Genomic DNA, 13,043 nt, shown 5'->3' with positions numbered 1-13,043 from the left:
CCTTTTCGGGGTCATCGAAAACCCCTTGCATCTAGCGCGGGCCAAACGCCCGCCGACTTGGTCGACCATCGGTCGAAAAACTCTTGTTTGAGCATGATCTTGGCCGAAAACCGGTAACCACTTTTCGGGATCATGCTCGGCGTCCGGCCGCGGGGAACCGCGACCGGACGTCTTGCTTATTCGGCCGCGTCGGGCAGCCGGATCGGGTTGTCATCGAGCTTGGTGTTCTCCAGCTCGACATTGAGGCCCAGAGACCGCATTTCCTTGACCAGAACGTTGAAGCTCTCGGGGATGCCGGCCTCGAAGGTGTCGTCGCCTCTGACGATCGCCTCGTAGACCTTGGTGCGGCCGGCGACGTCGTCCGACTTCACCGTCAGCATCTCCTGCAGCGTGTAGGCGGCGCCGTACGCTTCGAGCGCCCAGACCTCCATCTCGCCGAAGCGCTGGCCACCGAACTGCGCCTTGCCGCCCAGCGGCTGCTGGGTAACGAGCGAGTACGGCCCGATCGAACGCGCGTGGATCTTGTCGTCCACAAGATGGTGAAGCTTGAGCATATATATGTAGCCCATCGTCACTTTGCGATCGAACGGCTCGCCGGTGCGTCCGTCATAGAGCTGCGACTGACCGCTGGTGTGCAGGCCCGCCTGCTCCAGCATGATGTTGATGTCGGCCTCGTGCGCGCCGTCGAACACCGGTGTCGCGATGGAGACGCCGCGGCGCATCTGCTCGCTGAGGCGAACGACGCTCTCGTCGTCATAGTCGCGGACCGGCTCGTTGCGGTCGTTGGCCGGCATGAAGCTCTCGAGCGTCTTGCGCAGCGGCTTGATGTCGCCGCCTGTCTTGTACGCGTCGATCAACTCGCCGATCTTCCTGCCCATTCCGGCGCAAGCCCAGCCCAGATGCGTCTCCAGGATCTGGCCGACATTCATGCGGCTCGGCACACCCAGCGGGTTGAGCACGATATCGGCATGCGTGCCGTCCTCGAGGAACGGCATGTCCTCGACCGGAACGATCCGCGACACGACACCCTTGTTGCCGTGCCGGCCGGCCATTTTGTCGCCGGGCTGCATCTTGCGCTTCACGGCCACGAAGACCTTGACCATCTTCATGACGCCGGGAGGCATCTCGTCGCCGCGCTGCACCTTCTCGACCTTGTCCATGAAGCGCTGTTCGAGCGCCTTCTTGGAATCGTCGTACTGGCCACGCAGGGCTTCCAGTTCGCTCTGGAGCTTTTCGTTCTCCACCGCAAACTGCCACCACTGCGAACGCGGATACTCGTCGAGCGTGTCCTTCGACAGCTTCGAGCCCTTCTTGAAACCCTTCGGCCCGGCAATCGCATCCTTGCCGACGAGAACGTCGGACAGGCGCGAATAGACGTTGCGGTCGAGAATCGCCTGCTCGTCGTCGCGGTCCTTGGCGAGGCGTTCGATCTCCTCGCGTTCGATCGCCATGGCGCGCTCGTCCTTCTCCACGCCGTGGCGGTTGAAGACGCGCACTTCGACGACGGTGCCGAAGGTTCCGGGCGGCATGCGCATGGAGGTGTCACGCACGTCCGATGCCTTTTCACCAAAAATGGCGCGCAGAAGCTTTTCTTCCGGCGTCATCGGGCTTTCGCCCTTCGGCGTGATCTTGCCAACCAGGATGTCGCCCGGCTGCACTTCGGCACCGATATAGACGATGCCGGCCTCGTCGAGGTTCTTCAGCGCTTCTTCCGAGACATTGGGAATGTCGCGGGTGATTTCCTCCGGCCCGAGCTTGGTATCGCGCGCCATGACCTCGAACTCCTCGATGTGGATCGAGGTGAAGACGTCGTCGGCGACGATGCGCTCGGACAAGAGGATCGAGTCCTCGTAGTTGTAACCGTTCCACGGCATGAACGCGACCAGCACATTGCGGCCGAGCGCCAGATCGCCAAGCTCGGTCGACGGACCGTCGGCGATGATGTCGCCCTTGTTGACCAGGTCGCCCATGCGCACCAGCGGACGCTGGTTGATGCAGGTGTTCTGGTTCGAACGCTGGAACTTCATCAGCCGGTAGATGTCTACGCCCGACTTGCCGGGATCGAGATCTTCGGTGGCGCGGATGACGATACGCGTCGCGTCGACCTGGTCGACGATGCCGCCGCGGCGGGCGCCGATGGCGGCGCCGGAGTCACGGGCGACGATCGGCTCCATGCCGGTGCCGACGAACGGCGCTTCGGCGCGCACCAGCGGCACGGCCTGACGCTGCATGTTCGAGCCCATCAGCGCGCGGTTGGCGTCGTCGTTCTCGAGGAACGGGATCAGCGCCGCGGCCACCGACACCATCTGCTTCGGCGACACGTCCATCAGATCGACGTTTTCGCGCGGCGCCATCATCACTTCGCCGGCATTGCGGCAAATGACGAATTCGTCGACGAAACCACCATTCTTGTCGAGCTCGGCATTGGCCTGGGCGACGTGGTGCTTGGCCTCTTCCATCGCGGAGAGATAGACGACCTCATTGGTCAGCTTGCCGTTGACGATCTTGCGGTACGGGCTCTCGATGAAGCCATACTTGTTGACGCGCGCAAAGGTGGCCAGCGAGTTGATCAGACCGATGTTCGGGCCTTCCGGCGTCTCGATCGGGCAGATGCGGCCGTAATGCGTCGGATGCACGTCGCGCACCTCGAAGCCGGCGCGCTCGCGGGTCAGACCACCGGGTCCAAGCGCCGAGAGACGGCGCTTGTGGGTGATCTCCGACAGCGGGTTGGTCTGGTCCATGAACTGCGACAGCTGCGAGGAACCGAAGAACTCGCGCACGGCGGCAGCCGCTGGCTTGGCGTTGATCAGGTCCTGCGGCATCACCGTATCGATCTCGATCGAGGACATGCGTTCCTTGATCGCGCGCTCCATGCGCAACAGGCCGACGCGGTACTGGTTCTCCATCAGCTCGCCGACCGAGCGCACGCGGCGATTGCCGAGATTGTCGATGTCGTCGATCTCGCCCTTGCCATCACGCAGTTCGACCAGCGTCTTGACCACGGCCAGGATGTCGTCCTTGCGCAGCACGCGCACGGTGTCCTCGGCCTTGAGCTCGAGGCGCATGTTCATCTTGACGCGGCCGACGGCCGACAGGTCATAGCGCTCGCTGTCGAAGAACAGCGAGTTGAACATGGCTTCGGCGGTTTCCAGCGTCGGCGGCTCGCCGGGGCGCATGACCCGGTAGATGTCGAACAGCGCGTCCTGGCGGCTCTCGTTCTTGTCGACGTTGAGCGTGTTGCGGATATAGGCGCCGACATTGACGTGGTCGATGTCGAGAACCTTGATCTCGTCGTCGCCGGCGGCGAGAAGCACTTTTAGCGTCTTTTCGTCGATCTCGTCGCCGGCCTCGAGGAAAATCTCGCCGGTCGCATAGTTGACGATGTCCTCGGCAAGGTAGTTGCCGAGCAGATCCTCGTCGGTCGCCTTGATCGCCTTGAGACCTTTTTCGCCGAGCTGACGGGCCTGGCGTGCGGTGATCTTCTTGCCGGCCTCGACGACGACCTCGTTGGTGTCTGCATCGATCAGGTCGCCGACAGCCTTGAGGCCGCGGAAACGCTCGACGTTGAACGGGATGCGCCAGTGGTCGCCGGCGCGCTTGTAGGTGATCTTGTTGTAGAAGGTCGACAGGATCTCCTCGGCGTCCATGCCGAGCGCCATCAGCAGCGACGTCACCGGAATCTTGCGGCGGCGGTCGATGCGGGCGTGCACGACGTCCTTCGAGTCGAACTCGATGTCGAGCCACGATCCGCGATAGGGGATGACGCGCGCGGCAAACAGCAGCTTGCCCGACGAGTGCGACTTGCCCTTGTCATGGTCGAAGAAGACGCCCGGCGAACGGTGCATCTGCGAGACGATGACGCGCTCGGTGCCATTGACGATGAAGGTGCCGTTCAAGGTCATGAGCGGCATGTCGCCCATATAGACGTCCTGCTCCTTGATGTCCTTGATCGACTTGGCGCCGGTATCCTCGTCGATATCGAACACGATGAGGCGCAGCGTCACCTTGAGTGGCGCGGCATAGGTCAGGTCGCGCTGACGGCATTCGTCAACGTCGAATTTCGGTGCTTCGAACTCGTACTTCACGAATTCCAGCATCGAGGAGCCGGAAAAGTCGGAAATCGGGAACACCGATTTGAAAACCGCCTGCAGCCCCTCGTCAGGACGCCCGCCCTTGGGCTCCTCGACCATCAGGAACTGGTCATAGGATGCCTTCTGAACCTCGATCAGGTTCGGCATCTCCGCAACTTCCGGAATCTTTCCGAAGAATTTGCGTACGCGTCTGCGGCCATTGAAAGTTTGTGTCTGGGCCATCGTCGCTCCTTAGCTCGATTCTCGGGGCGAGCCTCGCCGCGGCTCGCCTTGCATTCTCGGCCACCTTCGGCGGCGGCCTTTATTTGTTCACCCGCCACCTGTCGGTGGCCGGCCAAAACGGGAGAAAACCCGTTTCCTGAAGGCCGGCTTACGGCCCTCAGGAAAGAGGTTTTCGTACTCTTCGCGTTACGCAGCCTCCCTTCGCGCCAAGGGAGCGGCGGACGGCGCGAGGCCGCCCGCCGATATCAAACGCTTACTTCAGTTCGACCTTGGCGCCGGCTGCTTCCAGCTGGGCCTTGAACTTGTCCGCGTCGGCCTTGGAAACAGCTTCCTTGACCGGCTTCGGAGCCGCCTCGACCAAGTCCTTGGCTTCCTTGAGGCCAAGACCGGTGATGGCGCGAACTTCCTTGATGACGTTGATCTTCTGAGCGCCCGCCTCGGTGAGGACGACGTCGAATTCCGTCTTTTCCTCGACCGGAGCAGCAGCAGCCGCAGCACCGCCGGCGGCAGCAACCGCCACCGGAGCAGCAGCGGAAACGCCCCACTTTTCTTCCAGAAGCTTCGACAGCTCGGCCGCCTCGAGGACGGTCAGCTTCGAAAGGTCGTCTACGATCTTTGCCAGATCAGCCATTGCAATATTCCTTCATAAGGTTCGAACGTGTGTTTGTGATAGCGAGGAACGGCCTCATGCCGCCTCGTCCTTCCGGGCGTAAGCGCCGATGACGCGCGCGACCGAAGCCGCAGGCGCATTGACGATCTGGGCGATCCGGGTTGCCGGCGTGGCGATCATGCCAACCAGCCTGGCGCGCAGCTCATCGAGCGACGGAAGTGTGGCGAGTGCCTTCACACCGTCGGCGTTGAGCGAGGTGGTGCCCATTGCGCCGCCGAGAATGACGAGCTTGTCATTTCCCTTGGCGAAATCGGACGCGACCTTCGGCGCCGCAATCGGATCCTCCGAATAGGCGATCAGCGTCTGTCCCTTGAACAGGTCGATGATCGATGCGGAGTCCGTGCCCTGAAGAGCGATTTTGGCGAGACGGTTCTTCGCGACTTTGACGGTGCCACCGGCGACACGCATTTTCGACCGAAGGTCGTTCATTTGCGCGACGGTAATACCGGCGTAGTGGGCCACGACGACTGAACCAGCGCCCGAAAACGCTTCATTCAGGCCCGTGACGAGTTCGCGTTTTTCCGCTCTGTCCACTGCCTATCTCCAGTTGACCCCAATCCTGTTAACGGGAACATTCCCATTACGAGGACAGGTGTCGGGTTGCCTTTTGCCGGCCGGGCCATCCAGTAACGGATCTCCCGAACGACGCTCGAGGATCCTGCCCCCTTTCGCCACACCAGCCGGCAAGCCGAATGGTGCGCAGACAAAAGGCAAACACGGTTCGAACCTTTCATTGGAGCAGTCGCTCCGTTGTCCGGTCTTCACCCGTCTCATGCAGGCCCACATGAATTAAGGCCCCCCCTTGAACCAAGGCCTGGGGCCGCCCGCAATCTCGGACAGGATGTCCGGAAGCCTTCCGACTTCCGGTACCGGGCCGCCAAGATAATCGGAGGCCCGGAATTCTGTTTGCGGATCAGCCCTTTAGCGGCAGATCCAAATGGTTCGTATCAGGACGCTGCCAACGTCGAGACGTCGAGCTTGAGGCCAGGGCCCATCGTCGAGGTGACCGACACCTTCTTGACGTAGTTGCCCTTGGCGCCAGCCGGCTTCGCCTTGGTGACCGCGTCAGCGAAGGCGCGGACGTTCTCTTCCAGTGCCTTGACGTCGAACGAGATCTTGCCGACGCCGCCATGAACGATGCCGGCCTTCTCGACGCGGAACTCGACCGCGCCACCCTTCGACGCCTTGACGGCGGCGGTAACGTCGGTGGTGACAGTGCCGACCTTGGGGTTCGGCATCATGCCACGCGGGCCGAGCACCTTGCCCAGACGGCCGACCAGCGGCATCATGTCCGGCGTGGCGATGCAGCGATCGAAGTCGATCGTGCCCTTCTGGACGATGTCGACCAGATCCTCGGCGCCAACGATATCGGCGCCGGCCGCCTTGGCTTCCTCGGCCTTGTCGCCACGCGCGAAAACCGCGACGCGGACGGTACGGCCGGTGCCGTTCGGCAGGTTGACCACGCCACGGACCATCTGGTCGGCATGGCGCGGGTCGACACCCAGGTTCATCGCGATTTCAACGGTCTCGTCGAACTTCACCGAGGACCGGTCCTTGAGCAGCTTCAGCGCATCACCCAAGGCATAGGCCTTGTTGGGATCGATGCCTTCGCGGGTCTTCGATACACGCTTTGCAATCTTTGCCATGATCTCAGCCCACCACTTCCAGACCCATCGAGCGGGCGGAGCCCTCGACCATGCGCATGGCCCCCTCGATATCGGTCGCGTTCAGATCCTTCATCTTCTGCTCGGCGATGGCGCGCACCTTGTCGCGGCCGATCGTGCCGGCCTTGACCTTGCCCGGCTCCTTCGAGCCCGACTTCAGGTTTGCGGCCTTCTTCAGGAAGTAGCTCACCGGCGGCGTCTTCATGACGAAGGTGAACGACTTGTCCTGGTAGTAGGTGATCACGACCGGAACCGGCGATCCCTTTTCCATTTCCTGGGTCTGCGCGTTGAACGCCTTGCAGAACTCCATGATGTTGATGCCGCGCTGACCAAGCGCCGGTCCGATCGGGGGCGACGGCGTCGCCGAGCCCGCGGAAACCTGGAGCTTGAGCTGGCCTGCAATTTTCTTAGCCATCTCTTCCTGCCTTTATCTCATGCCGGCCCCAAATCTGGGCAACACCGGCGGTTGCAGTCTGGTGGTGCGGTTCCTGCAGCGGGCTAAAGCCGCATTCGCCTCCCACCCGTTTTGGCGGCGATTTCCACGCCGCCTCCCTCACCGCCGAATTGGCGACAAGGATTTCGGATCAGCCCTTTTCGACCTGTCCGAATTCGAGATCGACCGGCACGGCGCGCCCGAAGATCGAAACTTCCACCTTGAGCCGCGCCCGCTCCTCGTCCACTTCCTGGACGAAACCGTTGAACGAGGCGAACGGACCGTCCGAGACGCGGATCGCCTCGCCGATCTCAAAAGTGACCGACGGCTTCGGCCGCTCGACGCCTTCCTGCACCTGGTTCAGGATGCGCTGGGCCTCGGCCTCGGTGATCGGCACCGGCTTCGAATCACCCAGGAAGCCGGTGACCTTCGGCGTGTTCTTCACGAGCGAGAACACTGCGTCGGTCAGGTTGGCCTTCAGCAGCACGTAGCCCGGGAAGAACTTGCGCTCGGCATCGACCTTGCGGCCGCGGCGTATCTCGACGACCTTCTCGGTAGGCACCACGATCTGCTCGATGTCAGCGGACAGGCCTTTCTGCTTGGCCTTGTTCTCGATGTCCTCAGCGACCTTTTTTTCAAAGTTCGAATAGGCGTGGACGATGTACCACCGCGCAGTCATTTCAAGGCTTCTCCGTAATCGCCGGACTCAGCGTCCAATGCCCAGAATCTGCTCGACCGCGAGGCCCATGAGCTGATCGGCAGTAAAGAAAAAGATCATCGCGATCACAGCGAACGCCAGAACCATCACCGTCGAGATCATCGTTTCGCGACGCGACGGCCAAGTCACCTTGGCGGTCTCCGCGCGAACCTGCTGGAGAAAGACGAATGGATTTGTGGTTTTCGAAGCCATGTGCCGCTCTGTCTGCAAGACCCGTTGACCGGATCTCCTGGATGATCCCGCTGGCCGGGATGTGCCGCCTGAGCCTGTGTCCGCGCCGAATCAGCGCAATCATTTCGCCCATGCAAATCGGACGCGTAAAGCCGGCTTCCCAGCTCCACGCGTCGCGTGTCTGTTTCGTCTACATAAAACCGATTCTTGATCCACGCAAGTGGCAAGTGTCCGCTTTATGCCAAACGCCGCCTCGGAACCATCCAGTCGTCCCGTTCCGGCTATGGCGCTCTTATGCCTCAAGACAGCCTATATGGCAAGCCACCGCGCGATTTTCAAAAGGTCGATGCGCGGAAGACCAGAAATTTTTTCATGAATTGGCCATTTCGAAAAATGGCACGGGCAGCAGGGCTCGAACCTACGACCTGCGGTTTTGGAGACCGCCGCTCTACCAACTGAGCTATGCCCGTATCGCGCGCTGCTATTTCATAAAGCGGACAAGAACTCAAGTCGAGTTTTCAGGCGTGGCCGCGCCGGGCTGCAATCGTCGAAATCCGAGGGCCAGCGCCCAGGCGCATATCAGAAGTTCGAGGGCAAAAGTCCAATGCAACATGAAGCTCATGACCCAGTTGCGATACATCGCCGGAACCGTGACGAGTTCGAGCGCGCGCCGGTCGAACGGCATTAGCCACATGATAGGCGACGCCACTGAGTCCAGGATCATGTGTATCATTGCGGCGGCAAAGAAGGCGCCGACCGGGGCCAGATATCGCGGATCCCGCCATTTCGCGACCGACAGTGCCACAAGGCCAACCGCTGCCCAGAAGAGCGGCCAGTGCGTGACGTAGGCGTGGTGATGGGTTCGTCCGCCATCGACAAAATGGAAATAGACCATGTCGAGGTCCGGGACGACGCTGCCGAGCATTGCCGCCGCCATGATCCCCGATCTGCCGGGCCAACGGTTTCGTGCGAAAGTACCGAGTATGTAGCCAGCCGGAAGATGAGCGATCAGCATCGTCAAACCTTGTTCATTGCCGAATCGGTCGAACGTCGCGGCGGATTGTGGCGCATTCAGGAAGGACTACCCCGCCTCGCCCTATCGCGCTGGGCTGGGGCGTGACTGCGCCTTACAGCTTGACGGCCGCCTCGGCCTGAACCTCGGACGTCGACACGACGCGGCAATTCTCCGGCATTGGCTGCGACTTGCAGATGGTCGGGCCGGTAAATTCATCGGCCGAACCAAGCCCGGTCGTCAGCCCGACTTTCAGCATCATCTCGGGTTCGAGCTGCCGATGGCGCGAGGCGGGCACCGACCGCATCGCCGCCAGCAGAGCGGATCCGACCGCCATTTCCCTGAGATAGGTTTTGACCCGCTGCTCCAGCCCCATCGAGTGCACGGTCAACTGCGCGCGAGGACCGACAAGGCGCCTGACACCGCCGGCAAGCATGATCGGACAGGCCGCGCCACACGCGCCGCTCGCATCGATCGTCAGTCCGACATGGACGCCATCCTCGGCGGTGCAATCCGCCTTGTCCGGCTCGCATCCAATGAAGTCCGTCCGCGCAACCGCCACATCGAGCTTGCGTTCTCGGATCAACCTTCCGGCGGCCAGAGCGCCGAGCACGTCGCCTCCCGGCGAGTTGATCACCACGGGAAGTCGCCGGTCACCGATCGTGTCCAGCAGTTGGCGCAGCCGTTCCGGCGTTCGAGCGCTGATCGTGCCTTCCGCCGAGATCCATTCGGGACAATTGGGATCGCAGAGAAAACTTCTGCCGCGAACCAGGACGAAGCGCATATCGCCAACATCGGCCCGCTGCCCGGTTTCAGGTTCGACCGGCGCGGCGGGAGCGTGCTTGGCGTAGGCCACCACGTCGCCGGCCGGCGCCGGTATTTCCCTGCAGTTCGCGGCCACCGGATCGGTGTTGCACAGGGTTGGCGCGGTCAGCAGGTCGACGGCATCCAGGCTGGTCACCAGCTTCGCCTGCAGCATGTCGTAGGGAGCCAGCTGCTGGATGCTGCTGGCCGGCGTGTTCTTCATCGTCTCGAGCACGGCCTGGCCGACGCCCATTTCGTTCAGATAGGCAGCCAGTCTTTTCTCCACCGACTTGCTCATCTCGTAGGTCTTGTAGCTGCCGGCGTTCTTGCGGCCGACGATCTTCTTGCTGACGATCTTCTTCTTGCCTCCGACCACGCGATAGGTGGTCCGGTACTGCAATTTCGTGCGGATGTAGGTCGTGGTGATCTGATGTACGCCGAGAAAGGCCCATTGCCCGACGACGCGCCTGATGCCGCCGGCAAACATCAGCGGACAGGCTGAATTGCAGATGGCGCTGCTGGCATAGGCATTGCCGAAATAGCGAGCGCCCTTGCCGTCGTTTTGCTTGCAGTCCTTGGCATCGGGCTGGCAGCCGGTGAACCGGGTTTTGCCGACCGCGATATCGAGCTTGTTCTTGCGCAGCAGCCGGCCAAGCGCCAGCGCCGCTTCGACGTTGCCGCCGGGAGAATCCACGACAACGGGCAGTTTTCGGCCACCAAGCCCCTTGAGCGTGCGCTTGAACAGGGCCGGCGTGCCGGCCTCTATCGAGCCTTCAGCCGATATCCATTCCGGGCAGGTCGGTTCGCAACCAGGCGCGCTGCTGCGGACGACGACAAACCGCATCGTCGGACCAAGATCCGGCGCGGATTTTTTGGTATTCGCCGCAAAGGCAGCGTGTCCCATGACCAGGAACGACGCCAGCAAGATCATCCCAAGCATCCACCATGCCTGGCTATTCAGACGGTGCCACGAAACCATTCGGGAAGCCCCCCGCAATGCGACCTATAGTAGTTCAGCTTTGCCGGCTTGCAACAGCGTTTTGCGACGATGGCGCAAGCGCCGGCCGTACCTAAAAAGGCAAACCGGGTGTACGCGAATAAGCAAAAAGGGCAGCCCGAGGACCGCCCTTCGCATCGGATATCGGCCGGCAACGCCGACGCCGATTATTGGCCGACGCGAAGCTACAGCCTGGGGGGCGCCGCGGCTTCGGCGTTGGTTGACGGCGTGACCCTGCAATTGTCGGGCTTCGGCAGCGACTTGCAAATGGTGGCGCCGGTCAGTTCGTCCACGGATTGAGGACCCGTCGTCAGGCCAAGCTTCAGCATCGTGTCAGGTTCGAGTTGGTGCTCGACCGGAATGCGCTGAAGCGCCATGAACAGATCAGCGTTGATTGCCATCTCGTCAAGGTAAGTCTTGATCAGCTGGTTTGTCCCATCAGGCCCAGGCTGAGCAGCGCCCATGAACCGACAAGCCGCCTGACGCCGCCCGCCAGCATCAGCGCGCAGGCCGAATCGCAGTCGCCTTTCGCATCGCTGGCCACTCCGGCATATGCACCGTCTTTGGCCAGGCAACTCCACTCTCCCGGGTCGCAGCCAACGAAAACGGTGCGAGCAACGGCGACGTCGAGCCTCCTCTCGTGGATAATCCTCCCGGCCGCCAAGGCGCCAAATAAGTCGCCACCTCGCGAGCTAACCACTATGGGCAGCCGCCGGTTGCCAAGCGTGGCGAGGAAATGGCGCAGCTTCTGCGGGGTCTGGCTCGTGATTACGCCTTGGGCCGATATCCATTCCGGACAGTCGGGATTGCAGGACGAATTGCTGCCACGAACCACGACGAAGCTCATCTCGGGTGCCCCGTTCCCTGGCACTGCCCCGAGCGGCAGAGCCCACATCCATTCCGGGCAGTGGGGCTCGCACATCGGATTGCTGCCGCGAACGAGTATGGAGCCCTTGTCCGGCGCCTCGTTCCCTGGCGCTGCCTCGACCGGCTGAGTAGGTGCATCCTTGGCCGACTGAGAAAGTGGGACTTGATCCGGTTGAGAGGATCCGGCCTTCGCCTCGATCGCTGCTGGCTTGGCCGGCTTGGCATTCGCAGGGACCTCCCTGCAGTTCGGCGGCGCCGGGCTCCGCCGGCATATGGCCGCCTCCGTCAGGATGTCGACGGAGTCGAGGCTGGTGACGAGCTTCATCGCCAGCATATCTCCCGACTTGATCTGCCTTATATCGCTGGCCGGCGTTGCTTTCATTACGTCCAGCACGCCATGATCGACGCCCATCTCCTTCAAATAGGCTGCCAGTCTTTTCTCCACCGACTTGCTCATCTCGTAGGTTTTGGAGCTGCCGGCGTTCTTGCGGCCGACGATCTTCTTGCTGAGGACCTTCTTCTTGCCTCCGACCACGTGATAGGTGGTCCGGTACTGCAATTTCGTCTGGATGTGGGTCGTGGTAATCTGATGGACGCCGAGATAGGCCCATTGTCCGGCAACGCGCCTGATGCCGCCGGCAAACATCAGCGGACAAGCGGAATTGCAGATGGCGCCACTGGCATAGGTGAAGCCGAAATAGGTCGCGCCCTTGCCGTCATTGGCTTGGCAATTGTTCATCTGTGGCTCGCAGCCGTAAAACATCGTCGCACCGACTGCGATATCGAGCTTATTCTTGCGGATCATGCGGCCGATCTGAAGGGCTGCATCGACATTGCCGCCCGGAGAACTGACTACGATCGGCAGTTTTCGGCCACCAAGCCCCTTGAGCGTGCGTTTCAACAGGGCCGGCGTGCCAACTTCTATTGAGCCTTCAGCCGATATCCATTCCGGGCAGGTCGGTTCGCAACCGGGCGCGCTGCTGCGGACGACGACAAACCGCATCGCCGGACCAAGATCCGGCCCGGATTCTTTGGTGTCCGCCGCGAAGGCAGCATGTTCCATGATGAGGAACGACGCCAGGCAGATCAGCCCAAGCATCCACCATGCCTGACCATTCAGACCGTGCCATGGAACCATCGGGCAAGCCCCCCCGCAATGCGACCTATACTAGTTCAGCTTTGAAGGCTTGCAACAGGGATATGCGACGACGAAGGCGCCGGCTGTACCTAAAACTGGCAAGCCGGGTGTACGCAAATAAGAAAAAAGGGCGGCCCGAAGACCGCCCTTCCCTGTCGATCCGGTGGATGCCGGCGTCGATTACTCTTTGATGGTGACGACGATGCCGGCACCGACGGTGCGGCCGCCTTCACGGATGGCGAAGCGCAGCTTCTCT

At 61.8% G+C, this 13,043-nt stretch carries 10 protein-coding genes, 1 tRNA gene and 1 pseudogene; all 12 read right to left on the bottom strand.

Annotated elements, in window-relative coordinates; all coding sequences use genetic code 11:
• Positions 1-176 precede the first annotated feature (176 nt).
• The gene (gene rpoB / locus AC0L3H_RS20955) at positions 177-4,313 is read right to left on the bottom strand and encodes a DNA-directed RNA polymerase subunit beta (protein WP_023798118.1); all 4,137 of its coding nucleotides are present in this window, start codon (positions 4,311-4,313) and stop codon (positions 177-179) included.
• 253 nt (positions 4,314-4,566) lie between these two features.
• Positions 4,567-4,944, bottom strand: coding sequence for a 50S ribosomal protein L7/L12 (gene rplL, locus AC0L3H_RS20950; protein WP_023680442.1), 378 nt, complete (start codon positions 4,942-4,944; stop codon positions 4,567-4,569).
• A gap of 54 nt (positions 4,945-4,998) precedes the next feature.
• Complete coding sequence (gene rplJ, locus AC0L3H_RS20945; protein ID WP_023798119.1) at positions 4,999-5,517, bottom strand: 50S ribosomal protein L10; 519 nt, start codon at positions 5,515-5,517, stop codon at positions 4,999-5,001.
• Between the two features lie 413 nt (positions 5,518-5,930).
• A complete protein-coding gene (rplA, locus tag AC0L3H_RS20940; protein ID WP_027155818.1) occupies positions 5,931-6,629 on the bottom strand; it encodes a 50S ribosomal protein L1 in 699 nt (232 codons plus the stop codon).
• A gap of 4 nt (positions 6,630-6,633) precedes the next feature.
• Positions 6,634-7,062, bottom strand: coding sequence for a 50S ribosomal protein L11 (gene rplK / locus AC0L3H_RS20935; RefSeq protein ID WP_023798121.1), 429 nt, complete (start codon positions 7,060-7,062; stop codon positions 6,634-6,636).
• 169 nt (positions 7,063-7,231) lie between these two features.
• Positions 7,232-7,759, bottom strand: coding sequence for a transcription termination/antitermination protein NusG (nusG, locus tag AC0L3H_RS20930; RefSeq protein ID WP_006333333.1), 528 nt, complete (start codon positions 7,757-7,759; stop codon positions 7,232-7,234).
• A gap of 27 nt (positions 7,760-7,786) precedes the next feature.
• Positions 7,787-7,990, bottom strand: a complete 204-nt coding sequence (gene secE, locus AC0L3H_RS20925) for a preprotein translocase subunit SecE (RefSeq protein ID WP_013531408.1) — start codon at positions 7,988-7,990, stop codon at positions 7,787-7,789.
• A gap of 373 nt (positions 7,991-8,363) precedes the next feature.
• Positions 8,364-8,439 (bottom strand) — tRNA-Trp (locus AC0L3H_RS20920).
• A 35-nt stretch (positions 8,440-8,474) separates the two neighbouring features.
• Positions 8,475-8,984: a metal-dependent hydrolase gene (locus AC0L3H_RS20915; RefSeq protein ID WP_128248381.1), complete on the bottom strand. Its 510-nt coding sequence runs from the start codon at positions 8,982-8,984 to the stop codon at positions 8,475-8,477.
• Positions 8,985-9,096: 112 nt separating this feature from the next.
• A complete protein-coding gene (locus AC0L3H_RS20910; RefSeq protein WP_473586755.1) occupies positions 9,097-10,764 on the bottom strand; it encodes a COG3904 family protein in 1,668 nt (555 codons plus the stop codon).
• 203 nt (positions 10,765-10,967) lie between these two features.
• Positions 10,968-12,787: pseudogene (locus AC0L3H_RS20905) on the bottom strand (COG3904 family protein).
• Positions 12,788-12,967: 180 nt separating this feature from the next.
• The coding region (locus tag AC0L3H_RS20900; RefSeq protein ID WP_454589835.1) for an EF-Tu C-terminal domain-related protein at positions 12,968-13,043 on the bottom strand (76 nt) is incomplete at its 5' end.

This window comes from Mesorhizobium sp. WSM4816 (assembly GCF_055811535.1).
The sequence above is the reverse complement of the archived record's forward strand: the minus strand, read 5'-3'. Positions and strand labels throughout refer to the sequence as shown.